This window comes from Paenibacillus sp. PAMC 26794 (genome assembly GCF_000316035.1).
Lineage (GTDB): Bacteria > Bacillota > Bacilli > Paenibacillales > Paenibacillaceae > Paenibacillus.
Genome location: NZ_ANHX01000025.1, coordinates 148,694 through 174,759 on the forward strand (window position 1 = coordinate 148,694; position 26,066 = coordinate 174,759).

Genomic DNA, 26,066 nt, shown 5'->3' on the forward strand with positions numbered 1-26,066 from the left:
TTAACCGAATGCCTTTTTTTTACTTAAAAATGTAAGTTGCATTACTTACTAATGAAGCGCCTTCTGCACTCGCATCGCACCCTGAGACAGGGCATGTCCTCCTCCAACAGCTCCGGCCACGGCTACGGTCTCCATAATCTCCTGATCTGTTGCACCCTTGGCACGGGCTTCTTCTACATGGTAGAAGGTACATACCTCATTGTTGGCAAATAATCCAATGCCGAGCGCAATTAGCTGTTTTGTTTTGGCATCAATCACGCCAGGTTGAAAACATTCTCCGGTAAACTCATGATACGATTTCACCACACCTGGCAGTACATCGCTTAATGCTCCAATCTGATCCTTGTAGGCATGAACTTTATCATTCATCAATGTCATGGTTTGTAGCACACCCTCTCGGCTATAGTTACAGATCTTCCTCACTGTACCTATCTTCTCTCCCGAGTGAGCCAATTATGCCAAGAAATCATGGTAATTCCAAACATTTAACGCTCATGGCCCTGCCATAATTATAAGCTGTTACTCACTAAGTGGACTCTGGCGCGGCTCGCTGAACAGCTGATAGCGGTAACCTCGGTCCAGCTTAACGACACGTCGATTCTGACGACGGATAAGTACCTGCTCGCCATCCCAGGCAACAACAATCCCTTTTACATCGTTCGATTCCAGCTCGTCCCGTACTACTCTAACTTTCTCACCTGACAGACGCAGGGCGTCCAATTCTGTATCACTAATCATCTTCATAGCTCCTATATTTCAAATTTATTTACAAAAAGAGACCTAAATGAAATGTCATTTAGGTCTCACGTGACTGTATTGGACTGTCATGTCATTCGAAATTATGTCCCGACTGAAAGTTACCGCTGCGCGTGCTCTTTGCTGTCGTTCTTCTCGAACCAAAAATCAAGCACTTTGGCGGACATCACACGTTCTTCAAGGTACTCCACTTGATGCGGTGTAAATTGTTCTTTCCAAGAGAAGGACAACTCTTCGCACAAGCCTACAATCGTCAGTAATTCTGACCAGGCAACATAGCGTTTGTACCAGAAAAATTGAGGATGTTCAATCATATAGGGATAAAGGTCATCGAATTCCGTATGTTTACAATCCAGGGCACGTTCAAAATGAACTTTCGATTCCGCCAGCTTATCATTAAAAAATTGTTCTGTTGCCGTTTGGTTCCCCATGGTGTTGCCTCCTCTCCCTAACATAACCCCATTATAAATGAAATCCGCGGCCATGCAAAGGCATAGTTCAAAAAATAGGCCCTATTCCTTTAAAATGTCACATTTCGTTATCGTCAAATTGTACCGTACCATCGTTCAGAGAACGAATGCGTACCAAGGCTTCCACCGGAATACCCTGTTCACGAATCGTGCGTGCCCCTGCCTGAAAACATTTCTCGACCACAACGCCGAATCCGACGAGTTCCGCACCGGAACGCTCGATAATTTTGATGACGCCACGAGCGGCATCTCCATTGGCAATGATATCATCAATGAACAAAATACGGTCATGCTCATGAATAAACTCGCGGGATACCATAATGTCAGTTACAATTCCTTTGGTAAAGGACGGTACGCGTTCACAGTAAGCATCAGGATCAGCCAGAAGTGTTTTTTTGCGACGGGCGAATACAAGGGGCACCCCAAGTTCATAGGCAGCAGCAAACGCAACCGGAATCCCTGAGGATTCTACCGTGATTACCCGAGTCACTCCACTTTCACGAAAACGGGCAGCGAACTCACGTCCCATCTCCATCGTTAATGCAGGATCAATCTGGTGGTTCAACAGACCATCCAGCTTCAATACTTGATCCGAGATAACCACACCTTCTTGTAAAATTCGTTGTTTCAATAATTCCATGATTTGACCTCCCAAGCCTATCCTATGAGGTAAAAGTATCATATATCTATCTATAAGTTCAAGCGAAATTGCCTGGGCGCTGTCCTTGAGACGCAATTCAAGCCAAAGCTCATTATCGATTGTCATGACTTTCGTAGGTCAAGCATACCTTGTACCATGGTACCCGCATGTCCAAACTAAACAGGGGCCTGAGAGGGGAAACACATGAAACAGGCATTTCGGGCGCTGCAGATCGCATTTACATACATCGGAACGGTTGTTGGAGCCGGCTTCGCTACAGGGCAGGAAATTTTGCAGTTTTTTACCCAGTATGGCAAATGGGCCACCGTCACCATAGGCTTATCCACCATGCTCTTTGTCTGGTTAGGTACCAAAATGATGCTGATCGCTCACGATACCGGGTCCCGCTCTTATGAGGATCTGAACAAACATTTATTCGGCCACAAGGCGGGCAAATGGATCACCTGGGTGACCCTTCTCATTCTCATTGGCGTGAACAGTGTCATGCTTGCCGGAGCAGGTTCCGTTTTTGTCGAACATCTTGGTTTGCATTATCAGACCGGTCTGATCGTCACACTTGTAGGGACATATCTTCTTCTCGGTCGGGGCATTCAAGCCATCCTACAAATGAATAGCATAGTCGTACCCATGATGCTCCTGTTATCTCTGCTCATGATCACCAGCACCATCCATCATCCAGGTGCTTCCCGATTCATCACACTGACGACAGACTCAAACCCTATTCAAGTGTGGCTGTCTCCACTGTTATATACCTCGTTCAATCTGGTGTTGGCTCAAGCTGTTCTTGTGCCCGTAGGTAACCAGATTCGTAGTCGGAAGGTGCTGAAGTGGGGCGGAGTATTGGGTGGAATTGGCGTAGGTTTCATGCTGATGGCAGCTCATTTTGCCATGTCAGCACAGATGCCCGGCATCATCCAATTCGAAATCCCGATGGGCAGCATTGCCTTTCAACTAGGATGGGCAGTGCAATCTGTATATGTATCCCTTATTTTCATGGAAATATTCAGTACCTTTGTAGCCGATATCTATGGAATGACCCTGCAACTCAGACAACACATACGTGTCCATCCCCGTTTCATTACATTAACCATTATGCTGTTGTGTTACTCACTCAGTCAGTTTGGATTCAGTTCTCTGCTATCCATCCTTTACCCTATCTTCGGAAGTATGGCAGTGATCTGGGCTGCCAAGTTGGTACTAAACCGCTGGGGCGCCTTTCGTGGACGCAACAATATATAAACCTCACGGTTATGTACTTCATAAATATGAGCATCCGTTTGCTTCATAACCACAAGTCATCGCGCGTACGCTTTCCTTAAACATGACAAAAAGCCGCTGTTTAGCACAGCGGCTCGCACTTTTTGCTCTACATTTTAGGCTTGGCTAGGAAACTGTAGATACATCTTTTTCAACTCATTGACCGATCTGCCGAGCGAGTAATGTGTCTTGGCTTTTTCACACGCTGAACGGGCAAGTTCATAACGATAAGCCGGGTCCAGCATCACCTTTTCAAGCGCTTCAGCCAATGCAGAAGGATCTTCTGCCGGTACAAGCAACCCATTGCTACCGTTCTCGATCTGTTCCGGTATACCACCTACATCCGTACCCACAAGGGCAAGACAACTCAGCGCCGCTTCAGCGAAGACGGAACCAAATGCTTCTGCCCGTGAAGGAAGTACAAAAATATCAAAGAATGGCATGAATTCCTCAGGGTGCAGTGTGTAACCATAGAAAATGGTCTCATTATAGATCCCCAATCGTTGCGCCAATTCTTCCAGGTCAGGACGAATCGGTCCATCTCCAATAATATGTAACACATAATCATGACCTCGGCCCTTCAGTTCCGCACAAGCTTTGAAAAGAATATCCAACCCTTTCGCCGGAACAAGCCGACATACCGTGACTAGTTGTGGTATCGCATTATCATGAGGGATCGGCTTAAACCGCTTCTCATCAAATCCATTGGGAATCACACCGATGACATCAGGTTCCTTCACGTAGGGAGCCAGATAACGACGGAACGAATCCGACACAGTCAAAAGACGCTCTGCCTGGTGTTCCAGCTCACCATATATCGCAAGCAGGAATCGATGCTCCGGTCCATCCGTTTCAATGCGTCCATTAAGGATTAATTCTCGTTCATAACTGGAGTGAATCGTCTGAATGAGGGGTGTATCCGGGAAAACCGTTTTCATCGCAAGTCCTGCAATTGGGTGGTGGGCATGGATCAGATCATAGGGCTTCTGAATACGCAGTTTGGTCCACCAAAGATAATCACGATAAGTTTGAATATATTTTTGGACAACAGGACTATCCTGATATTCAGTCCAGTCAAACGTTTCGAACTGAACTTCCTCTCTGCCCTTGTTGCGAATTCGCTTTGGCAACGAGAACAGATCCATTTCCCACCTCGGGGTTGTAAATCTATCTTGCATATACGGAATCATAGAGGATACACCTCCGGGCTGCTCCGGAGGAAAGAAAAGCGCCTGCAGCAATTTCACCGTTAGTTTCCCCCTTTCTAACTTACGTACTGCTCTACTATCCATTATGACATAGGGAAGCCGGAACATCTATATTACGATAACTCGTATATACAACATATTCATGAAACGTTCCCCTCAGAAGCAAAAGCTTTAATTCAGCAGTCCATCGCTTGCGGTTGTCGTCAACATATTCATTGGATAGTCAGAATTCTCAGCTCAGTAGCTCCACTGGCTTCTCATATGTACTGTATCCATCGGTCTCTCCCAAAAAAGTATACCCGTTCCGCGCGTAAAAGGCGTTCAACGTAGCATTGCTCGCTCCGCAATCTAACCGAACAGTATGTTTGCCTTCAAAATGTATGCCGCTGCTGGACCATTGTAAAATGGACCGTCCCAGACCGCTCTGAGCATATTTTCTTCGAATCGCTAGCCGATGCAGATAAATTGCGCCATCCTCGGCATGAGCTTTTGAACCCCAAAGATGAATATCCCACGGGCTTGGCTGAACCAAAAGGATGACCATCCCCGCTACGTCCGCCCCTTTTTTAAATACAAACACATCCCCACGGCGAATCGCCCCTGCCGTATCATGTGAATCTTCACCTTTAAGCAAAGCGTTCCATTGGGAAGAACCTTGGCTCTGTAACCATTCGGCTGTCTCCACCAGCAGTGACATCACATCCTCCGCATCTTCCGGCTTCGCCTGAACCGCTTGAAAACCATCGTTAATATATTGGCTACTGATCCTGAATGAGTGCATCATTGTTCTCCTCCGCTTCCTGATCTCTGTTAAACTAATGGTACTATACCGGGAAATGGATTTTTCGTCAAAATGAGAACAAAAAAAAGGTAAAAGGCGGTTGCCCTTTACCCATCTATTCTGGCTTCATCGATAATCTGATTTCGATACAACATCGTCAGGTGCAAGGTGTCAAACTCCATTTCCTTGTCCAACTCCTGCATCAACACTTCGACCAGGCTCTTTCGCTGAATGCTGGTACCAGGAACCTCGTAATCAATGTATCCCGTCAGATCGGAATGAGAAGTGTCTATTGTTGCTGTTCCCACAGGCAATCCACCTCGTTCCTGAAGAAACAGCTCATATACCCGGAACTCCCGATCCTTACGCTTCAGCATGACATAACATGTTTCTTCAGCAGCTTCCAGCTCTTCCAGATCCGATTCATCGGTATCCTCAAAATCCTCGGAGAAATCGCGATGTACCCACTCTAGCGTCTCAAGTTCGTTGCCCTGATGCCACATGCGGATTGTAATCGTATCGATGATATCTTCATCCAGCTCTCTGACCAGCAACTCTGCCGCAGCTTCCAATTGATTCTCTTCCGGCTCGTCATACCAGTGTATTTCACCTTGTACATCAGCGCCATATTGTTTTAAGGAAGCTTCTGCAAGTTCCTGCCCTTCGACATCATTGAATATATACGTCGATATGCTGCGTCCTGCGCTTACCATTTCCATCTCCAGAACCTGATCCCGATCTTCATATGTAAACGATTCGGCTTGTGAAACAGGGATTACCTTACTTACACTGCTATCTATATCGTCATAGCTACCTTTGTCATGATTCATATCTTCAGACGGCCACACTGTCTCTGACTCAGGCTTATGTAGAACCGAATGTAATGAGCCACAACTGACCAGCACTTCATAATATGCAGCTTCCAACGCATCTGCAAGAGAACGGACATAGGCATGCACTTTCTCTACAATAAGTTGTTCTGTATCATCTGGCAGAGACTCCTGCTCGATCTGAAGACTGCCAGATAAGCGATCTCCTTCTCTGTATACAAGGAAAAGTGAGCCTGTATATTGACCATTGACCATCACGTCCTGTACTTCTCCACCTGATGTCCGCAGGTCTGCAACCAATTCCACCTCATATTTCATCACGTGTCCTCCTCCATTCCTAACGTTATTCTCTTAGGATGCCCCTGAGGACGGTAGATTATGAGGGAAGCGTGCATTTTAAGTATAAGATGTAGGGTTTAGACGGATATCACATATTTTTGGATTGCGTGTGCCACACCCTGCTCGTTATTGGAGAGTGTAACCTCGTCCGCAGCAGCTTTCACCTCGTCCGGTGAGTTATCCATGGCAATGCCTTTGCCCGCAAAGGTCAGCATCGTAATATCATTGAAGTAGTTACCAATCGCCATAATCTCCGAAGGCATGATTCCTTTCGATTCGGCAAGCCTTTTAAGCGCAGCGCCTTTGGACGCTTCGGGATGCATCAGATCAATAAAAAAGTCACCACTCCGTGTCATATAATAAGGCAGATTCCAGGTAGACCATTCCTGAAGTACTGCATCCATCTGTTCAATCGGACCAAATGCAGTGAACTTCGCCAGCGGTTCTGTCATGTCAACCCACTTGGGTAACTTCAGTGGCTCGGCCATAAAGTTGTAATACATCTCACGCACCTGCAAACCCAAACCTTCCGGTTGATCCACATACAGTCCAAATGCCGTATTGATGTCAAAATGTACTCCATTGGCTCGACAGTAGGATATGATCGGCTCCAGTCCTTGTCCATCTAATGCAAAATGATGAACTACCTCACGAGTATCCACTTGCGCGGTAACGGCGCCATTATGTGTAATCACATATCCATCCAGTCCCATCTGCTCCATAAAAGGAATCGTGTTGGCAGGACCTCTACCTGAACACAGAACGATCTCTGCTCCCTGACGGGAAGCCTGAATCAAGGTCTCCTGAGTCCATTCAGTAAGTTCATGATGATCATTCAGCAGTGTTCCATCTACATCAAGCGCAATTAATTTATAGGTCATTTCAGCTTCATCCTCATTTCTATAGTAATCGCACCCAGCCAAACCCTTACTTCCGCAGAAGGCTCAACTCATCTGCGGTTAGCTCACGATAGCTTCCGATAGCAAGATCGGAAGCTAGTTCCAGCTCACCCATGGCAACGCGTTTCAGATAGATCACACGCTTGCCTACCGCCTGAAACATACGTTTCACCTGGTGAAACTTCCCTTCGTGAATAATAAGCGAGATCGACGAGATCGTGCCTTCTTCCGTTTCTTCCTGATCAAGTATAGTCAGTTCGGCCGGCAGTGTCTCGTACCCGTCATCCAATTGAATGCCCGCCTTGAAACGTTGCACATCCGCTTCATCCACGTTACCCAGTACACGGGCTTCATAGGTTTTGGGTACATGCTTGCGTGGAGATAACAGATCATGGGCAAGTGGACCGTCATTCGTAAGAATGAGCAGTCCCTCCGTATCCTTATCCAGTCGTCCCACAGGAAACGGATTGAAGACCCGATCCTCTTTCCGCAGCAGATCCAGTACCGTCTTATCTCTGTTGTCCTCCGTAGCAGACACAACACCCGGAGGTTTATGCAGCATCAGATAGATCATCTCCCGATACACAATCCGCTGTCCATCGGCTTCAATAACGTTGACCTCGGGATTCACCTGTACACCACTGTCTTTTACCGCTTTGCCGTCCACATGGATTCTGCCTTGTTTAACCAACTTTTTGAGTTCACTTCGCGTTCCCACACCCATATGGCTTAATATTTTGTCCAGACGCAACGTTTGTTTGCCTTTTCCACTCATACCGATGTCCACCTCCACCCTGCCGGATATTCATTCTTCAGTACACCATCCAGCCATTTTCCCCAACCAGCGGCATAACCATCTACACATACAAGAACGTACCCTTTGGCAACCGTATCCGCCTTGAGCACCACTCGTTCTTCTTCAATATTTAACGTTTCACCCTTGAGGTATCTCACGGCTTCTCCATCAGCGGATGACAGATTTACGCTTCGCCGTGCCTCAGATGCATTCAGAGCACATGCAAGCGGGTGTGACGGAACAAATCGTCCATTCTTGATCGTGCCCATAAACCAGCCTGGACGGATGACTTTCAGTCCCTCCAACCGTGCTGCACCAACCGATGATTGATACACCCGATCTCCATAACATACCGTTTCTCCAGTTAAATCAATCTCCAATTGTTCTTTCACAAACTGAGTGTAGATCGCAACCGAATCCATACTTGCCGGATCAGCTCCGCGTCCCTGACCCCGTTCCGATTTACGTCCACCGTGATCTTTACCTTTTTTGCTCTGTCTACCCGGATTCTTGCCGCCACCAGCCTGTCTGTCATGGGACTCTCTGGATTCGATTCGCAATAAACGTTCCTTTTTACGATCAGCCTTGGTCATAGCAATTGAAGAAGCAGCAATAGAGTGATCCTTGTTCCCCTCTACTTCAATCCTGGACACATCCACGACCTGTCCATACTCCATTGCTCCTTCTTTAACTACTCCAGGTTGATCTGTTTCTAATCCTTGCCCTGCGCGATGCCGTAACACAGCGACATAATGTCCTTCCCCTTCCAAAAGGTGAGGCCACAATCTTGCGGTACCACGCGTTTGATCCAGCACAGCTTCCGTCTCTTCTGCCTTCTCCGGCATCATCTGACGTACCCATTCCGGACGTCCTGGAGCGAACCCTGTCTCTTCAGGAATGTCCATTACTACGAAATCACGGTTTACATTCAGGAACTCCGCAATCATCGCTTCATTTTCCTCCGGCGCAAAGGTACATGTCGAATATACGATGGTTCCTCCCGGGGCCAGCAACCGTGCCGCAGTCTCCAAGATATCCCGCTGCATGAGCACACATTTTTCCACCGAATGATCTTCCCACGATTTCACCATGTCCTCATCTTTGCGGAACATGCCTTCACCTGAGCAAGGCGCATCGATTAATACTTTGTCAAAATAATGAGGGAATGCATTTGCGATCCGCTCTGGGGACTCATTCAAAACAACGGCGTTACGCACCCCATACAATTCCACGTTCTTGGCCAGCGCTTTGGTGCGTTCAGCATGGATATCGTTCGTGACAAGTACACCCTTGCCTTGCAGCTTTGCAGCAATCTGTGTTGTTTTCCCTCCCGGAGCAGCACACAGATCAAGCACGCGATCTCCAGGCTCCACCTGCAATAATTCAACGGGAGCCATTGCACTTGGTTCCTGTATATAATACAGGCCTGCATGATAATAAGGGTGCAGCCCCGGTTTAACACCATGAGGTACATAGAATCCTGTCTCACACCACGGAATAGGTCTTAGGTCAAACGGAGCAATCTCATCGAATTGTTCCATCGATATTTTCAGCGTATTCACTCTCAGTCCCGCATGGGGGGACTGTTCATACGATTTCATAAATTGTTCAAACTCATCGCCCAGCAAACTTTTCATTCGCTCAGCAAATATCAAAGGTAACTTTACACCCATATTCCCACTCATCCTGTCTTGGTAAGATTGCAATATCGTTTTATTTTATCATATCCAAGCTTTGCTTTCCTATCATATCGTATCTATTCCACTACAGCGTGTAATGTAGTATAATGGCAAGTAGATTGATTCCTGAGCAAAAATCCGGGTGTTTATGCATATTATCCCAACCTTTATTTTTGCCCAAACTATATTCGATATGATCGATGGGGGATGTCCAATGAAATCCAAGAAGAAAAAGAAAAGTGCTGCGATCCTTATATTCCTGGGTATTTTAATCATTATGATTGCAGCACTGGTTGTCGTAGACCAGCAATCCAAGAAACAGATGGATTCAGTGGAAAATGCTTATGGCATCGCTGCTTCCAAGCTTAATCCAGCTACACGTGAGCTACTTAGTGATCCCAACTATCAACAAATTATTGTACCCACTGATCTCAAAGCCAAAATCGATAACAAAGACAGCTTTTTTGTTTATTTCTTTGCTTCCGATTGCTCGCACTGCCGTGCCACAACACCTCAGTTGATGCCACTGGTTGACAGTGAAGGTATTGAGCTTCCGCAGTTCAATCTGCGTGAATTCGAAGCAGGATGGACCGATTACAATATCGAGTTCACGCCTACACTCGTCTATTATGAGGCTGGTGTCGAGAAAGACCGTATGGTTGGCGGACTGCAAGAGAATGGCAGTGACCAAGGCTACACGCCGGATGATTACAAACAATTTTTCCAAAAATATAAAGGCAGTGCCACTCCTTCGGCAAGCTAACTGATAGAAATATGACGCAACATTCAAAAACACCCCGATCTTTCCCTTTACAGGAATCGTCGGGGTGTTTCATAACCATGGAACTTCATATCCATGGGATGCTCATTTGAATGTTAACGCTGATTACGGCTTAACTTTTACCCTGATCCATCGCCTTCATCTTCTCTTCGTATATTCGCCCTCTGGTAGGACTCCGGCGTTGCGGAATATTAGGTTTTAGCTCAAGCGATCTTCTAGATATCTCCTGTTCTAAGACCTCATCAACAATTCGTATGGACAAATCCCTGTAAGTCACAGACTGAGCATCTGATTGGGACAGTTGCTTCACGATCCCCTGTACATTCCGTACCAACGCCCCAAGGTCAATGCCCAGAATCGTAGCAGGATAAGGTTCCAGAAGGTCAAGTGAGCTCTGTAACATCATCGTTCCTCCGCGGAGATTGCCATTCCTGAAGTGGTATAAACCAACCGCAATTTGCAACAATCCTTTATAGAGAGAATCCCGGTTACGTTCAAGCCACAATTCTTCCAGCACCTCATGACACTCGAAATAATCCTGATCCCGATTGAAGTAGATTAAGTAGTCAATGTACAGTGGCTCATAGATGCTCATCCGGGTTTTCGCCCTTTCTGGCGTTGTTCAGAAGTTCTTTCACATCATCAAGCAAGTCTTTGAGCCCTTCCATATCATGTCGTTCCCAGTAATCGTTAAATCGCTTCTGTGCTTCAATCGCTTCACTGACAAGGTGGTAGAAGTATAATTGATGAATGATATTCAATGTTCTAGACACGATATTGGAATCATCCTCAAATGCCTTCTGCGCCTCCAAAATCTGTAGACGAATTGCAGACATCTCGTTGTCCAGTATAAACGCGGCCTCAGCCGTTTTTTTCAGCCTGGTTCTCATCTCATCAGGTAACCCTTCCCGAAACTTGTAACTCAGCGAATGTTCAATGGTAGCCCAGAAGTTCATGGCAAGCGTCCGGATCTGTATCTCGGCCAAAACTTTCTTTTGTCCCAGAGCCGTCTGAACGGGATACTCTATAATCATATGGAAGCTGCGATAGCCGCTCTCTTTGAAATTCGTAATGTAATCTTTCTCAATTAATACCGTGAGATCTTTACGGCCCCGAATGTACTCGGCAACCCGACGGATATCATCTACGAACTGGCACATAATGCGGATACCTGCAATATCCTCAATGCCTGTCTCCACGTCATCAAGCGACACATTCAGTCGTCTGGATTTCTCCAGAATACTGGATATTTTTTTGACACGACCGGTAACGAATTCAATAGGGGCATACTCTTCCCTTTTTTTCAGTTCCGCCCGCATTGTCTTAAACTTGACTTTTAATTCCTCTACCGCTTGTTCATAAGGAAGTAAAAATGTACCCCAGTCTCTACCGTCCATGCTTATGCCTCCTGTCTCTATAGCTTCCCCTGTTCTATTCCATTATACATGATGTTTGGTGGGGGGAAGAGTCCCGAACCATTTTACGCTCTTCCATGCTTCTATATTTTCATTCCGGGGATTCACAATCCTTCTTAACGATGTTCCGCACCAACCGCTTCAGAGATATGACGATAACCGTCCTTGCGCAGTAACTCACGCAGTCCGGCGTGAATACGCCGATTCACCTCAGGTCCTTCGTAGATCAATGCTGTATATATTTCGACCAGGCTTGCTCCGGCTTTAATTTTCTCGTATGCATCCTCACTTGTGAAAATGCCACCTGAACCGATGATCGGAAGTTTGCCTTCGGTCTGGCGATAGATCTGGCGAATAATCTCCGTTGAACGGTCACGCAGAGGTTTGCCGCTCAAGCCACCAGTCTCCTTTGCATGTTGGTGGGAAAGTCCTGTACGACTGATGGTTGTGTTCGTTGCAATAATGCCAGCAACACCGCTGTCTGCAATTGTGCGAACCATATATTCAAGTTCCTGATCATTCACATCCGGTGCAATCTTCACCAGAACGGATTTGGTCGCTCCGCCCGCTCGTGCATGCTGCACGTTCATCTCGTTCATAACCGCAGCGAGCAGTTCCTTCAATTCATTCCCATGTTGCAGATTACGCAAATCCGGTGTATTTGGTGAACTGATATTAACCACGAACAGATCAGCATAATCGTATAGCGCCTGAATGCACTTCGAATAGTCCAGGTGAGCTTCCTCATTAGAAGTTGCCTTATTCTTGCCGATGTTAACAGCCACTGGAATACGCCGATCCTGTAGACGTGCCAATTCACCTGCCATGGCTTCCGCACCCAGATTGTTGAAGCCCATTCGGTTCACCAACGCCTCATCTGGAGGCAAACGGAACAGCCGTGGTTGATCGTTACCTGGTTGTGCAAGTGGTGTCACGGTTCCCACTTCCATGAATCCAAATCCGATGGAAGAAAAGCCCGTTACGGCCTGCCCGTTTTTGTCCAGACCCGCAGCCAGACCAACAGGTGTAGGGAAATGACACCCAAACATGTCAACAGCCAGATCAGACGTTTCACGAACGCCGTACATCACACGCAGTCCGGAAGGAACCGGGCGGATGCTACCCACGCCACTAAGGCCGCCAATAATCAGATGATGGGCCTGTTCAGGGTCCATTTTGAACAACAAAGGTTTAGCAAGACTTCTGTATAACAAATCACTCACTCCGTTCTGGTCCGGTACGCCAAAAAGCCGTTTTCCGTCTTTTCATATGTAAAAAAACACTCTACTCACAAGTTTATCTGTTTCTTATTAAAAAGGAAAGTAGTTTGCGCATAGACAGCACAAATCGAATAATACAAAATGCTCACAAGAAATCCACCCGCCCACTGGAAATGACGAGTTGAATTCTTTACAATGAGAGCATGGTTACTCTACACCAGTTCTATTCCAAATAAGGAGGAATAACTCATGGCTCCCAAACGTAAACCACCTGCATTACAGCAAAAGAAAGAAGAAGTGAATCGCAAAGCCATTGCATGGACTGCAGCCAGTGTAGGCGGCTTGATCATCATCATTGGTGCTCTTATCATTATTGCCAACATGTAGATGATTCAGGCTGAATCCTTCTGATTCTACATATCAAACAGATCAATTCAGCCAGTGATACGTTTTGTTCGGATTATTTTGCTTTGGAACAAGCGTATGCTGATAACGCTGCTTTGCTTCTGGAACAAGCGTCAGATCTGGCAGTACATCTTCTCCAATGCGTACCGGAGTGCCTTGCGGAGCAAGAGCGAATAACTCTTCTACATCTTCTGTACGCATTCTCACACATCCAAGGGACTCATCCAGTCCGATACTGTCTGGCTCGTTGGTCCCGTGGATGGCATAATTCGTATTCGAGAGCTGCATACCTCTGCTTCCAAACTCACCGTTCGAGCGTCCATTCGGATTGACCACTTTATCTGTGATGATAAATGAACCTTCCGGTGTTTGATCACCGCCAAGTCCCACATCATATATACGAACAATGGTATCCCCACTGATTAATGCAAGTTTATGTTTATCCTTATCAATGACCATCTCCAGCGGTTCCTGCAAAAAAGGCTGACCTCCCAGCGTATCTGCAAAAGCAGCATTTTTGCCTTGAGACGAATCCAAAGATGTTGAACCGTTCTCTTTACCCCTTGAATCGCTCTTTCCTTTCTGTGCCTTTCCCTGATGCAAAGCTAACAGCTTCGGAAACATCTCGGTCATACCTGGCGCAGTCTCTCCCAGAATATTATTCGGAAATGGCTGGGCCATTTGCGTTACACTCTTGGGCCAAGCGTCATTTTTTTTACGATAGGCAACGATTGCACTTGATAATGATGCAGCAGCTTCCTGCTTGGCGGTCCACGCCAAGGCCATCTTTTTGATTTTCGGCGTAACTTCAGGAGGTTCACAGTTACATTGCTTGGCATCATAACTCTGTGCAGTTAATTTCCCGCTTGTATTGGTTTGTACTATGTATTTCACAGGCATATTTCGCTTCCATAAAGACCAGTTATCCGAGGTTTGCATACCCAGTACAGCAGAGGTCTCTACTTTCGGGCCAGACCCGGACCAGGCAGCTGCGAGCGCAGCCTCGCCATGGTTGCCTCCACCAAATGCCGCAGCGGTGAACACATTACTTGGTGGAATGAATGCAGTCACAGCCTGCTTATCCGCTCCTACAGGCTCTATAATGTCATCCGTGGATTCCAATGCTGCTGACAGTGCGTTGGCCGCTTCACGACTGAAACCCGGAGCGTCCGCAGGTGGCAGACCTGCCAGCACAAGCAGCATGAACAACGTAAGCCACATTTTGCGTCTACGTTGTTTTTTCTCCTTTTGCTCAGACATCTCCACCAGTTTGTCCTGATAGTCTACCCAGATGTCAGCAGGAGCTTTACTGCGTTCAAATGCCTCATAAACCTCGCCCGCTTGCTGAAAACAATAGTTGGCTTTGGCCTCCTGTCCTTCGCCCAAGTACTCCTTTCCGAGCAAGTACCAAGCCATTTTATTGTCTGGATGTTTCTTGACATATGTTCTTAGATGAGTATTTTGCATCCGATCCTCCACTATTTCGCCTTTTTCCGCATATCATTATATATCGGCATAACCAGGCGTTGAATCCATAGGACTTGAGTACCCGGTGGAAAAAAGGGGGTTCGACAATGTTCGTCCTTGATCCATAGTCAGATAATCACAGTTGAATGAATGCAAAAAAAGCACCTTCCCTTGTCGTTAAGACAAAAGAAAGTGCTCTGTGTTCATGTGAGAAATACTTAGCCCTCTTTATTGAAAGGCTCGTCCGCTACTTTGATTGAATCTGTAGGGCAGCCATCGCATGCATCCTGCATATCGTCAAACAAGTCGTCTGGAATAGCTTTGACACCATGGTTAGCATCGCCGTCAAAGATAACTTCTGCCAAACCTTCATCATCATAATCGTAGATGTCTGGAGCCGTTGCTCCACAAGCGCCACATGCGATGCATGTGTCTTTTTCAACCCAAGTATATTTACTCATTTACATTCTCTCCTCCTAAAATTCGAAACGTACAGTGTTTTTATCTAGAAACATATTAAACCAAAGTAAGGATAATTACAAATCAATTTGCAACCACAAGCCTTTATTATCCCTTATTTAATCAAGACTTTGCAAGTTATCTTTTTGCAGGGAAGTACCGCGCAGTTTATGATTACGAAGCAGCACGGAAGGATCGTCTCCAAGCATGCCTGCGGTCACAACAGCATTCTCACCAAATTTATCACGTAACTGATCCATAATCCGAATCAGATTGTCCTTCTTGGGCTTCTGCTCATATTCGAACAAGTCCATCTGCACAGCGGATTCCTCTCTTGGAATCAGGTTCTGAAGTGTCACACCCAGCATGCGTACAGGCTTTCCACTACCCCAATGCTTCTCAAATAGTTTACAGGCCTCACGGTATATGACCGTTGCATCCTCAGTAGGAACTTCCATTAAACGTGATCGGGTGATTGTCTTCATATCCGGTGTGCGGATCGTAATCTGAATACCCTGGCTGAACATTTCGTGCTTGCGCAATCTTCTGGCTACCTGGTCACTTATATTGAGGAATACCCGATGAATCTCATTCATATCCGATACATCCGCTGGTAGAGTGGTCGTATGTCCAATGGATTTATTGGCCTCACGTTCCACGTGAACTGCGGAATGGTTAATGCCATTCGCAGAATTTTTGAGCCACGATCCATTAACTCCGAATAGTTCGGTCAACATGTTCTCATCCGACTTGGCCAATTGACCTATCGTTTCAATGCCCAGTTTTTTCAACTTTTCAGCCGTTTTTTTGCCAATGCCAAACATCTCGTTACATGGCCTGTGCCAAAGAATCCGGGGTACGTCCCTCATGCGTAAAATGGAGATACCGTTCGGTTTTTTCAGATCTGAAGCCATTTTAGCCAATAATTTGTTGGGTGCAATGCCAATGGAACATGGCAGCCCCAATTCATCCTTGATTCTCCGCTGAATGCTCTCCGCAATCTCCATTGGATTCCCGAATTGCCTTGAACCTGTAATATCAAGATAACATTCATCAATGGATGTCGCCTCAAGTTGAGGGGTATAATTATACGCAATCTGCATGAACGCTCTTGAATATTGACGATATAAATGAAAATCAGGACGAATCACAATGAGATCAGGGCACTTTTTCATGGCTTGGTGCACAACCATACCTGTTGAGATCCCTCGATTACGAGCGACATATGAGCAGGTTACGATTACACCCTTTCGCAGTTCACTGCTGCCCGCAACGGCCGTTGCTTTTCCTCTATATAAATCTGGTTCCTCGGCTTCATGTACAGAGCAGTAGAAAGCATTCATATCGACATGCAGAATCACCCGTCCGGCTGCAGGGTAATATTGATCCACATTTGCTGGAGGATTGCCGTCTGAAGACATCATGACCCCCGCCCTTTCATGCACACTAATTAATGAAACGTAATTTGCTTTCTTCTATAGTATATCAAACCCGTTATGTTAATTCAGTCACGAGCATTTATTTTCTGCGAGATCTGATCAAAGACCGAATAATTAACCAGCCTACACTCACAAAAAATATCAAAGTGATCAGGGCAATAACCGTATTTTCCCATACAAAACTCAAAATTAACCCTCCTTTTCTTCCATATATTCCAATTAAAACTCAATAATAGATTATAACATACATCCGGATTATGATTAACATCCTTCTTTTTTCTCTAAAATCCGTTAATTGTTACATGAAACTGCGATTTCTATGTAGCATTTGGCTATAATGGTGCTATAATAATTAATTATACAAATTGACGACTTTAGGACAAATCAGCGCATGGAGTTTAACACAGTGTAGCGTTGCCGAATCGAAGGATTCGTCCACTAACGTACTTAACAGCTTTTCCCAACTTACAATCCAAACTTTTAAACGAGCGCTTTATCTCAAAGGAGGATCTTCATGTCAAAGGCCATTTCCATCTTCGATACGACTTTACGTGACGGCACACAAGGGGAGGGTGTCAGCTTATCGGCAGACGACAAACTCAAAATTGCCAAGAAGCTTGATGACCTGGGTGTCCATTATATTGAAGGCGGAATTCCCGGCAGCAATACCAAGGACATTGAATTTTTCAAAAGAGTCAAGGAATTAAACCTGAACGCAAAGGTTGTTGCTTTTGGTAGCACACGCCGTAAAGGCAGCATCGCTAGTGAAGACGCCAACCTGAAGCGCATGATTGAATCGGGAGCACAGGCTGCCACCCTGGTAGGTAAATCATGGGACTTCCATGTGCATACCGCTTTGCAGACTACATTGGAAGAAAACTTGTCCATGATCTATGATTCCATCGCCTATCTGAAACAGAATGGTATGGAAGTGATCTTTGATGCAGAACACTTCTTTGACGGATTCAAACATAACCCGGAGTATGCTCAAGCGGTCTTGACCAAAGCTCACGAAGCTGGAGCGGACTGGCTCGTCATGTGTGATACCAACGGCGGGACGATGCCAAACGAGGTGCACGAGATCGTATCCACACTGCATAGAAGCCTGCCTCATGCACATCTCGGCATCCATACACATAATGATTGTGAACTGGCTGTCGCTAACACACTCAGTGCTGTACAAGCCGGAGCTCGTCAAGTTCAAGGAACGATGAACGGTTATGGAGAGCGTTGCGGTAATGCTAATCTGGCGTCCATCATTCCAAACTTGCAACTGAAACTTGGCTATGAATGTGTCACTGAGGATTCAATGAGACAACTTACGAACGTGGCACGTTATGTCAGCGAAATTGCTAATGTGAATATGCCGATTAATCAACCTTATGTCGGCAATGCTGCTTTTGCTCACAAAGGTGGAATTCACGTCTCTGCCATCCTGCGGGATTCACGTACCTATGAACACATCGTTCCTGAACTGGTTGGTAACAAACAGCGTGTGCTGGTCTCGGAACTTGCCGGACAAAGTAACATTGTATCCAAAGCACAGGAACTGGGTCTTGAGTTTGATCCAAGCAGCGCCAATTCACGTCAGATTATTGAGAAGATCAAAGACCTGGAGCATCAGGGTTACCAGTTCGAAGGCGCAGATGCTTCGCTTGAATTGTTAATTCGTGAAGCGAACGGTGACATGAAAGAATTGTTCACGTTCGAATCATTCAAAATGCTTGTGGAGAAAACGGCGGGCAAATCTGTTGTTTCCGAAGCTTTTGTCAAAGTGAATATCGCTGGAACAAGCGCTTATACCGCTGCTGAGGGCAATGGTCCGGTTAACGCACTCGATAACGCCCTTCGGAAAGCGCTGGTGCAATACTTCCCTTCACTTGCCAACATGCATCTGTCGGACTACAAAGTACGTGTTCTGGATGAGAAGGATGCCACAGCTGCCAAAGTTCGTGTATTGATCGAATCCAAAAATACGGAAAACACATGGAACACTGTCGGTGTATCCGAGAACGTAATTGAAGCAAGTTGGGAAGCGCTCGTACACAGTTTCCGCTATGCTTTGCTTCAAGAAAAATTGCAGGATGAGCCGGGCACACTCCCTATTCCTGCTCATGGGATAAGCAACCACTAATAACGCTTATTTCCCGGAAAATATAAAGAAGCCTCTGCATCTATGAATCATGGATGCAGAGGCTTCTTTGTTTACATGAAAATTAATTCGCAATTAACTTTTTAATCTTACGTTCTAACTCTTTCTCGGGCAATATGCCCAGAACAATCTCCTGTATAACTCCTCTGGAGTCAATCAGAACATTCGTTGGAAAAGCCACCCCATTGTATTGAGCATACACAGTTCCCTTCTCATCCAAGGGAATAGGGAATGTCAGTTGGTACTCATCCACAAAAGCTTTGGCATCCTTGAGTTTATCGTATGACGTTACATTAACCCCATACATGTCAAGCTTATCCTTGTATTTCGCAGCCATTCTGTTCAGCTCCGGAGCTTCCTGTTTACACGGATCACACCAGGATGCCCAGAAACTGACGAACGTGGCCTTATCTTTGGCACCGCCCACACTGTACGTCTTTCCATCCATTGCTGTCAGAGAAAAAGCAGGTGCCAGAAGACCTGCACGTGGTCCCGTCTCTGTAGGCATCGGTTCTTCCTGCTTAAAGACGGCTGCAATGCCGTCACCCGCATTCTGGGCCAGTGCAATACCAACCAGCAAGACAACACCAAGCAGTATGTATATGTTTCGTTTCATAACCCGCCACCCTTTTATATAATTAGCATATTGAAACTGAAACCGTAATTTCTGCACATGCTAAGTGTTTATCACGCTCTATGACAGTTCACCAGAACATGATTCCCAAATGTTCTCTTTATTATTGTACCCTTTTCCATTAAAATTTTACAATCCGCATCACAGAAAATAAAATGAAAAAGGACTCCTGCCAAAGCAGGAGCCAAAGAGAGAGGGGTGAATACAAATGGCAGCACTTCACGGGCAGCAAAACGCCTTTTACATCCCTTATTCCGTAGAACAAGAGATGTCAAAGCACATGTTCCTTTCGCTGCCGCAAGAAGCCTGCGGGGTTATGCTGGGTGAAACCGCAGCGGGCGGTATACGAATCAGTCGGTTTCAGCCCATTCGTAACGTAGCACCTGACCAGCTGCACCATTTTACTCTGGACGATGCCGAATGGATTCGGTGCGTATTCTCCGAGCCCAAGCTCATTGGTATCTTCCATTCTCATCCGCAGACCAAGCCTGTTCCTTCCTTAGAGGACTTACAAGCTCTTCCGGCCTTCGCCGGTTTGCTTCAGATGTACCTCATCGGCTCACCCGACCTTACAAGCGGGTTGCGATCTCATATGCATCTGAACGGTTATCTGATTGAATCCTCGAAGGAATCGCAGGATCCGACACACCACGTTGTGCCTTCATACAATCTGATTCCCGTTCCGTTATGCGTGACTTAGCTGGGTATAAAGATCACCCAAAGTCTCCACATTTTTACGAGTCATGTCCTCCAAGTAGCAGGACCATAACTGCGCAGTCATTTTCGAATCTTCCAGTGCATGGTGACGCCCATAGATCGGAATCCCTCTGGATTCCAGCAATTCGTCCAGACCATACCCCGGCCTGCTTGGTTCAAGCCAGCGGGCCAACATCATCGTATCAATTAAACGATGCGTCAGCCTTACCTTTGAAGTCCGCCACAGAGCTGCATTCAGAAAAGCTCGGTCATGCGCACTTGCGTGTGCAATCAGAACATTCCCTCCTACAAAAGACATGAAATCATGCAGCCCTTCCAGCAAAGTTGGTGCGTCCAGCGTCATCTCCTGTGTAATACCTGTAAGTTCAGTAATATGTTCCGGAACCGCAGTCTTGGACTGCACCACCGTATAGAACTGTTCTCCTTCCAATACCACACCACCATGTATACGGACCGCACCAAATGAGATAATCTCATCCCCATGCTGGGGCGAAAAACCCGTCGTTTCCAGATCAAATACAACTGCGTCCAGCTCATTTAGAGGCGTATGCAGAACCTCAGGTCTGCGCTGTTCTCTCATCATCGAACGGATAAACGCCATGTGTTGCGCCGTAGGGGCTCCCATAATGGAAGCGATGGCGGAAGGAACCCCTCCCTGACGCAGCGAATTCCAGAATCCTGTATTGCCCCTTGCCGGCTCTCTCATGGACGTCTCCTTTCTGCAAAACGCAACTGTCTTTGCAAAGCACGATGCACTCGTCGTACCAACCCGAGCGTATCCCTGAGCTCATAATGAATGTGTTTTTGTTTCATCTGTTTCTCATCCAGGAACCCACTGCTATGTTGCAAATCCCCTTGGATGACAACCGGTGTACTTCTGCGAAAGTTCAAAGCGGCAAAGAAGGCCCGCTGGCATGCATCCAGTAATGTAAATGGAACAGCTTCAAGTGAAGTCAGTCTCTCCATTCTTTTTAACGTAGATGACTCCTTGATCCCATGTTGCAAAGCCAAATAACGGGCACTGTTCACCAGCGGAATGTACAAACCATACTTAACATCAAATCCGCCTGCATGTTCACCAAATCGTTCTGTGACCACACGTCCAAGTACATTTAATGTAGCTTTATGTTTAACCGTATTGCGAAGAACTGCATCCGAAAGTTCAGGAACAAGTCTGAACTGTTCATAAAAACTCGTGATCCATTCCTCCGCCAGACTTTGCTCACCTGCAACAAAACGCATGTCTGAAGCAATAATCAGATTACGAACGGGCTCCCAATTCAGATCCGAACTCCAATCTGCTAATTGTTGCTTCCATGACGCCAGCGTTTTTCTCCAAAGTGGCTCAGAGCACATGACTTTGCCTTCGCACTTGGCGTAACCAAGCTCTTCTAACATATCCGTCATTCGCTGTCCGAGGTCGGCAAAATAGTCCTCTTTACCTTCATGCGGAGTATCGCTAATGATCATGCCATTATCCTGATCACTCCATAACGTTGCTTCTTCCCTGCCCGAACTGCCAAATACGATAAAGGCATAGGGGACGGGAGGTTGGCCGAAGCCTTCCTCAACCATCCCCTGAATGCATAACTCTACTGCTTTCCGTGCAATCCGGTCATGCAGTTCATTTACCGTTTGGTACCACTCGATCGGCGACAAGGAAGCGGACAACAATTCCTGGAGCTCGTTCTGTAATATTACACGTGCCTGACGCAGTTCTTGAGAAGACACCGCACCATCGATTCCCTGATAAGACCAGGAATAGTTTGTATACGAGATGGGTTCCATCATGTCCAGCCTCCTTGAAGCATGATTCAGCATCATTCACCTCAGGAGCTGAACGTACCGCCACCCGATTTAGAATCTACATTTTTCATTTGTTCAGGGTATCCGTAAGTACCGTGCTCACTGATATCCAGACCCACTGTTTCTTCTTCTTCAGTAACACGGATGCCCATGATCGCTTTCATTCCGCCCAGAATAATGAAGGACATCACCAGTACGAAGGCAAAAGCACCTGCCAGACCTAGAAGTTGTACCCCCAATTGGTGGAATCCACCACCATAGAACAGACCCGCTTGACCTACACCCGCATTCTCGGCAAGTTCAGGAGTAGCGAACAAGCCCGTGGAGATCGCACCCCACATACCAGCAATACCATGTACGGAGAAAGCGTAGATTGGATCGTCAATTCCTTTACGATCGAAGTACTGTGCTGTGAAGAATGTGATGATACCCGCCAAAGCACCGATAACCAGCGCTGCCCAAGGTTCAACGAATGCACATGCTCCTGTAATCGCAACGAGTGCCGCAAGCACACCGTTTAACATGCTAGGAATATCAGACTTACCCAGTACTGCCCATGAGATCAACAGCGCAGCAACACCACCGGCTGCTGCAGCTACGTTTGTAGTCAATGCAACATAACCGAAGAATCCATCTCCCATGGCAGATAATGTACTACCTGGGTTGAATCCGAACCAACCGATCCAGAGGATAATAACCCCGAGTACGGAATACACTTGGTTGTGACCTGGAATGATGTTAGGTTTGCCGTCTTTGTTATATTTACCAATACGTGGTTTCAACAAGATGGTCGCTACCAATGCTGCAGTCGCACCAGTCAAGTGAACAACCGTCGATCCTGCAAAGTCTTGCATACCCAACTCAGCCAACCAGCCACCGCCCCATACCCAGTGAGCAACAACCGGATACATGATAATGGTATACAGTGTACCGAAAACAATATATACGCTCATCTTTGCACGTTCAGCCATACCACCGCAGGCAATGGCCAGAGATACCGCCGCAAAGGCGAGGTGGAATACGAATTTAATAGTCAGTGGAACATCGGAGAAAGCCAGTGATTCGAAGGAAGCAGCCATCTTGTCACCACTCAGGAAGAATCCTGTTGTTCCAAAGAAGCTGTTACCATTACCGAAACCAAGACCGAAACCCAAAGCCCAGAAGGCAATAACTGAAATTCCCAAAGTCAGGATGGTCTTACCCGCAATGTGTCCTGCATTCTTCATTCGTGTTGAACCCGCTTCGAGTAAAGCAAATCCCCCTTGCATCAAGAACACGAGTACAACAGCCAAAAACGTAAAGGCTGAGTTCAAACCACTTTGAAGTTCAATGTTAGTCGGACCCTCCGCAGCCGCAAATGCGCTAACCGGAAAAGCGAACAAAGTAAGCATTACTAACATGGAAACCAACCATTTCTTTCTCATATACCCCACTCCCTCTTGTGTTAAGTTTCTTCACATAACGTGAAACTCTTAATGTCATTATAAGCAGAAGAGAGGAAAGTTGACAAGAGTATTTTCATCAAAATTGAAAATTATTTCTGGGAATAAAGTCATACGTCTTTTTCTTGCACTTAAGTACATAATCACATTCTATGAGTACATAGATATAGAAATGCAGTATGCTGATTGCTAAAGCATAACGTTTGACTGTACGGTTAAAGATCATGTATCATACTTATTAGTAAGAAAATTGGGCGTAGTCTAGAAATTCACAAGTGGAAACTACAATTCCCTACATTTGAACTTGCAAGCGAGGTGAATATCATTGGGGATATGAAACTTTTTCGGATTGGCGAACTTGCCAAGACCGCTGGTGTTAGTGAACGGACGATTGATTATTACACAAAGCTTGGACTAATCGCTCCCGAAGAACGTACACAAAAAAATTATCGTCTCTATAGTAATGAAACTTTAACGAGGCTTGAACGTATTGTACAGATGAAACAAGAGAAGTATAGTCTCGACGAGATTAAGCAATCTCTTGAGAAGTGGCGTCTGGTTAGTACAGAAGAACAAGTTGCCAGCAAATTAACAACATTGGAACTTCATGTACAACAACTTGAGCGAGAGGTTAATGAACTCAAACCGCTACTTGGAGAGATGAAACCTGTACAAGCACGTAAAATGATGGCAGGACTCCTCACCAAAAGTGCCGGTACAATGGAGGCACTTAAAATCTTGCTTGAGAACACCATGATGTAGCTTATTTTCAGAAAGCGGAGGAATGAATATGAGTTTTAATAACGGTATGTTCGTATTGATCATTATCGCCTTTTTGCTCTCTTTATGGGCGCAATTTCGCGTTAAAGGTACGTTTAGACGTTGGTCGGAGGTACCGAACCAGAACGGAATGACTGGTTACGATGCCGCTCGCCAGATGCTTGATGCTAACGGGCTGCATGATGTTCCAATTGAACCTGTACGTGGTACACTCTCTGATCACTATGATCCGATCAATCGGGTTGTACGTTTATCTGAACCAGTATATTACGAAAACTCAATCTCAGCTGTTTCGGTAGCGTGTCACGAAGTTGGCCACGCCATTCAGCATAAAGAAAATTATCCGATGCTGGCACTGCGTCACCGGATCTTCCCAATTGTGAACTTTGCATCCGGATTAGCTCCATTCCTGTTAATTGCAGGATTCATCTTCAATGCCATGAACCTTGTAGGTATCGGTATCATCTTCTTCTCCGTAACTGTAGCATTCCAACTCATCACTTTACCGGTTGAGTTCAATGCAAGTAATCGAGCCAGAGAGATTATGGTATCCGAAGGGTACATCCGTAATGAAGAAGAAAAAGGTGTTGCAAAAGTTCTGAATGCCGCAGCCTTGACTTACGTTGCTGCAGCGTTGATCTCACTGCTTGAGTTGATTCGTTACATCGGAATCTTCAACAGCCGCGATTAATTGGATACCTGATACAACAACAAAACAATACCCCACCGTTAATCGGATGGGGTATTGTTTTGTTGTAAACCGAAATAATCAAGCAAGAATGAACGAAAGGACTGAGCAACCAGCGGCAGTTTATCATGCGCACGATGAATTAACCCAATGGTCCGTGTTACTTTGGGATGGGAAATGGCCACATGTGCCGGTTGCAACGGATTCGTCTGGAATAACGCCATCTCAGGCAGCAGACTTACCCCCATGCCCGCGGCGACCAATCCACGAATGGTGTCGGTTTCTTCCCCTTCAAAAGCGATCTTAGGTGTAAAACCAGCTTCCAGACAGGCATGCCACACAATAGGACGAAGAGAATAACCTTTGCTGAACAATACAAACTTATCATCCTTAAGTTGTTCAAGCGCGATTGTGTCTTCACCAGCTAACGGATGATTCGGAGGAAGGATGGCATGTAATTCTTCCGTGAGTACAATATCACCATCTACTTGATCATGCTTCTCGGGAAAAGGAGAAATGAATGCCAAGTCTACCTCTCCGGATAACACATCACGAATCAGTGTAGGGAACATCCCCTGCTTGAATCTGAATTTCACGTTGGGGTAGCGCTGACGGAAAGCAGCCACAACGGAAGGAATGAGATGAATCCCCAGGCTATGCGGAAATCCAATTCGAATCTCTCCATGCTCCGGGTCCAGAAACTCATGAACTTCCCCAACTGCCTTGTCCAAATCTTTCAAAATGCCTTCAATTCGTTTGCAAAAAAGCTGCCCCACTGCAGTCAACTGCAGGTTTCGTCCCTTTTGCATAAAAAGGTCCACGCCCAGTTCTTCTTCCAGCTGATGAATCTGACGACTCACCGCCGACTGTGCCACATGCAACTCTTCAGCAGCCTGTGTTACATGTTCCTTCTGTGCCACTTTCAAAAAGTAATGCAACTGTCTTAATTCCACTCCCCTGATCGCTCCAATCTGTTATACCCTAC

At 46.1% G+C, this 26,066-nt stretch carries 28 protein-coding genes; 7 read left to right on the forward strand and 21 right to left on the reverse strand.

Going from position 1 to position 26,066, the window contains the following annotated elements:
• Positions 1-48: 48 nt before the first annotated feature.
• The 4 genes from D829_RS0113090 to D829_RS0113105 all read right to left on the reverse strand — a co-directional run bounded on the left by D829_RS0113090 (position 49) and on the right by D829_RS0113105 (position 1,866).
• Entirely contained in the window at positions 49-378 is a 330-nt protein-coding gene (locus D829_RS0113090; protein WP_017689352.1) for a carboxymuconolactone decarboxylase family protein, read from the reverse strand.
• A gap of 141 nt (positions 379-519) precedes the next feature.
• Positions 520-738 carry a hypothetical protein gene (locus D829_RS0113095; protein WP_017689353.1) on the reverse strand — a complete coding sequence of 73 codons (219 nt, stop codon included), beginning with the start codon at positions 736-738 and terminating at the stop codon, positions 520-522.
• Positions 739-857: 119 nt separating this feature from the next.
• Complete coding sequence (locus tag D829_RS0113100) at positions 858-1,187, reverse strand: hypothetical protein (protein ID WP_017689354.1); 330 nt, start codon at positions 1,185-1,187, stop codon at positions 858-860.
• A gap of 97 nt (positions 1,188-1,284) precedes the next feature.
• Positions 1,285-1,866: a xanthine phosphoribosyltransferase gene (locus D829_RS0113105; protein ID WP_017689355.1), complete on the reverse strand. Its 582-nt coding sequence runs from the start codon at positions 1,864-1,866 to the stop codon at positions 1,285-1,287.
• Between the two features lie 204 nt (positions 1,867-2,070).
• On the opposite strand from D829_RS0113105, the gene D829_RS0113110 reads away from it, so the two are divergent.
• Positions 2,071-3,126, forward strand: coding sequence for a hypothetical protein (locus D829_RS0113110; RefSeq protein WP_017689356.1), 1,056 nt, complete (start codon positions 2,071-2,073; stop codon positions 3,124-3,126).
• A gap of 134 nt (positions 3,127-3,260) precedes the next feature.
• On the opposite strand, the gene D829_RS0113115 is transcribed toward D829_RS0113110, so the two are convergent.
• The 6 genes from D829_RS0113115 to D829_RS0113140 form a co-directional block, all read right to left on the reverse strand.
• Positions 3,261-4,391 (reverse strand): glycosyltransferase family 4 protein, encoded by a 1,131-nt coding sequence (locus D829_RS0113115; protein ID WP_017689357.1) that lies wholly within the window; start codon positions 4,389-4,391, stop codon positions 3,261-3,263.
• A gap of 193 nt (positions 4,392-4,584) precedes the next feature.
• Positions 4,585-5,133 carry a GNAT family N-acetyltransferase gene (locus D829_RS0113120; protein WP_017689358.1) on the reverse strand — a complete coding sequence of 183 codons (549 nt, stop codon included), beginning with the start codon at positions 5,131-5,133 and terminating at the stop codon, positions 4,585-4,587.
• Between the two features lie 107 nt (positions 5,134-5,240).
• On the reverse strand, positions 5,241-6,281 hold the full coding sequence (locus tag D829_RS0113125; RefSeq protein ID WP_017689359.1) for a hypothetical protein: 1,041 nt from the start codon (positions 6,279-6,281) through the stop codon (positions 5,241-5,243).
• Between the two features lie 98 nt (positions 6,282-6,379).
• A complete protein-coding gene (locus D829_RS0113130; protein WP_017689360.1) occupies positions 6,380-7,183 on the reverse strand; it encodes a Cof-type HAD-IIB family hydrolase in 804 nt (267 codons plus the stop codon).
• Positions 7,184-7,229: 46 nt separating this feature from the next.
• The gene (locus D829_RS0113135; protein ID WP_017689361.1) at positions 7,230-7,976 is read right to left on the reverse strand and encodes a pseudouridine synthase; all 747 of its coding nucleotides are present in this window, start codon (positions 7,974-7,976) and stop codon (positions 7,230-7,232) included.
• A complete protein-coding gene (locus D829_RS0113140) occupies positions 7,973-9,670 on the reverse strand; it encodes an RsmB/NOP family class I SAM-dependent RNA methyltransferase (protein WP_017689362.1) in 1,698 nt (565 codons plus the stop codon). Before D829_RS0113140 ends, D829_RS0113135 begins: the two co-directional genes overlap by 4 nt.
• A 220-nt stretch (positions 9,671-9,890) precedes the next feature.
• Between D829_RS0113140 and D829_RS0113145 the strand changes: the two genes are divergently transcribed.
• Positions 9,891-10,439, forward strand: a complete 549-nt coding sequence (locus D829_RS0113145) for a thioredoxin family protein (protein WP_017689363.1) — start codon at positions 9,891-9,893, stop codon at positions 10,437-10,439.
• Positions 10,440-10,569: 130 nt separating this feature from the next.
• Here D829_RS0113145 and D829_RS0113150 read toward each other — a convergent pair whose 3' ends face one another.
• From D829_RS0113150 to D829_RS0113160, 3 genes are all read right to left on the reverse strand, one after another.
• A complete protein-coding gene (locus tag D829_RS0113150; protein ID WP_017689364.1) occupies positions 10,570-11,052 on the reverse strand; it encodes a DUF309 domain-containing protein in 483 nt (160 codons plus the stop codon).
• On the reverse strand, positions 11,039-11,854 hold the full coding sequence (locus D829_RS0113155; protein ID WP_017689365.1) for a GTP pyrophosphokinase family protein: 816 nt from the start codon (positions 11,852-11,854) through the stop codon (positions 11,039-11,041). Before D829_RS0113155 ends, D829_RS0113150 begins: the two co-directional genes overlap by 14 nt.
• A 134-nt stretch (positions 11,855-11,988) precedes the next feature.
• Positions 11,989-13,086: a quinone-dependent dihydroorotate dehydrogenase gene (locus tag D829_RS0113160; RefSeq protein ID WP_017689366.1), complete on the reverse strand. Its 1,098-nt coding sequence runs from the start codon at positions 13,084-13,086 to the stop codon at positions 11,989-11,991.
• 255 nt (positions 13,087-13,341) lie between these two features.
• Between D829_RS0113160 and D829_RS33705 the strand changes: the two genes are divergently transcribed.
• A complete protein-coding gene (locus D829_RS33705) occupies positions 13,342-13,479 on the forward strand; it encodes a hypothetical protein (RefSeq protein ID WP_017689367.1) in 138 nt (45 codons plus the stop codon).
• 42 nt (positions 13,480-13,521) lie between these two features.
• Here the strand turns inward: D829_RS33705 and D829_RS0113170 are convergent, their stop codons facing one another.
• The 3 genes from D829_RS0113170 to D829_RS0113180 form a co-directional block, all read right to left on the reverse strand.
• Positions 13,522-14,964 (reverse strand): L,D-transpeptidase, encoded by a 1,443-nt coding sequence (locus D829_RS0113170; protein ID WP_017689368.1) that lies wholly within the window; start codon positions 14,962-14,964, stop codon positions 13,522-13,524.
• Positions 14,965-15,182: 218 nt separating this feature from the next.
• Positions 15,183-15,425: a ferredoxin gene (locus D829_RS0113175; protein ID WP_017689369.1), complete on the reverse strand. Its 243-nt coding sequence runs from the start codon at positions 15,423-15,425 to the stop codon at positions 15,183-15,185.
• A 117-nt stretch (positions 15,426-15,542) separates the two neighbouring features.
• Positions 15,543-16,847 carry a DNA polymerase IV gene (locus tag D829_RS0113180; RefSeq protein ID WP_241230773.1) on the reverse strand — a complete coding sequence of 435 codons (1,305 nt, stop codon included), beginning with the start codon at positions 16,845-16,847 and terminating at the stop codon, positions 15,543-15,545.
• Positions 16,848-17,376: 529 nt separating this feature from the next.
• Here D829_RS0113180 and cimA point away from each other — a divergent pair.
• On the forward strand, positions 17,377-18,996 hold the full coding sequence (gene cimA / locus D829_RS0113185; protein WP_017689371.1) for a citramalate synthase: 1,620 nt from the start codon (positions 17,377-17,379) through the stop codon (positions 18,994-18,996).
• An 82-nt stretch (positions 18,997-19,078) separates the two neighbouring features.
• Here the strand turns inward: cimA and D829_RS0113190 are convergent, their stop codons facing one another.
• Positions 19,079-19,630, reverse strand: a complete 552-nt coding sequence (locus tag D829_RS0113190) for a TlpA disulfide reductase family protein (protein ID WP_017689372.1) — start codon at positions 19,628-19,630, stop codon at positions 19,079-19,081.
• Positions 19,631-19,856: 226 nt separating this feature from the next.
• Between D829_RS0113190 and D829_RS32430 the strand changes: the two genes are divergently transcribed.
• On the forward strand, positions 19,857-20,348 hold the full coding sequence (locus D829_RS32430; protein WP_017689373.1) for a Mov34/MPN/PAD-1 family protein: 492 nt from the start codon (positions 19,857-19,859) through the stop codon (positions 20,346-20,348).
• On the opposite strand, the gene D829_RS0113200 is transcribed toward D829_RS32430, so the two are convergent.
• The 3 genes from D829_RS0113200 to D829_RS0113210 are packed head-to-tail and all read right to left on the reverse strand — an operon-like array spanning position 20,334 to position 23,595.
• Positions 20,334-21,071 (reverse strand): exonuclease domain-containing protein, encoded by a 738-nt coding sequence (locus D829_RS0113200; RefSeq protein WP_017689374.1) that lies wholly within the window; start codon positions 21,069-21,071, stop codon positions 20,334-20,336. The two genes, D829_RS32430 and D829_RS0113200, sit on opposite strands and share 15 nt — an antisense overlap.
• Positions 21,068-22,153, reverse strand: coding sequence for a DUF294 nucleotidyltransferase-like domain-containing protein (locus D829_RS0113205; protein WP_026081158.1), 1,086 nt, complete (start codon positions 22,151-22,153; stop codon positions 21,068-21,070). The genes D829_RS0113200 and D829_RS0113205 overlap by 4 nt, the downstream gene beginning before the upstream one ends.
• Positions 22,154-22,194: 41 nt before the next feature.
• On the reverse strand, positions 22,195-23,595 hold the full coding sequence (locus D829_RS0113210; RefSeq protein WP_017689376.1) for an ammonium transporter: 1,401 nt from the start codon (positions 23,593-23,595) through the stop codon (positions 22,195-22,197).
• A gap of 351 nt (positions 23,596-23,946) precedes the next feature.
• On the opposite strand from D829_RS0113210, the gene D829_RS0113215 reads away from it, so the two are divergent.
• Positions 23,947-24,375 carry a MerR family transcriptional regulator gene (locus tag D829_RS0113215; protein ID WP_017689377.1) on the forward strand — a complete coding sequence of 143 codons (429 nt, stop codon included), beginning with the start codon at positions 23,947-23,949 and terminating at the stop codon, positions 24,373-24,375.
• 28 nt (positions 24,376-24,403) lie between these two features.
• Positions 24,404-25,084: a zinc metallopeptidase gene (locus D829_RS0113220; protein WP_017689378.1), complete on the forward strand. Its 681-nt coding sequence runs from the start codon at positions 24,404-24,406 to the stop codon at positions 25,082-25,084.
• A 38-nt stretch (positions 25,085-25,122) separates the two neighbouring features.
• Here D829_RS0113220 and D829_RS0113225 read toward each other — a convergent pair whose 3' ends face one another.
• Positions 25,123-26,034, reverse strand: a complete 912-nt coding sequence (locus tag D829_RS0113225; RefSeq protein WP_017689379.1) for a LysR family transcriptional regulator — start codon at positions 26,032-26,034, stop codon at positions 25,123-25,125.
• Between the last annotated feature and the right edge of the window lie 32 nt (positions 26,035-26,066).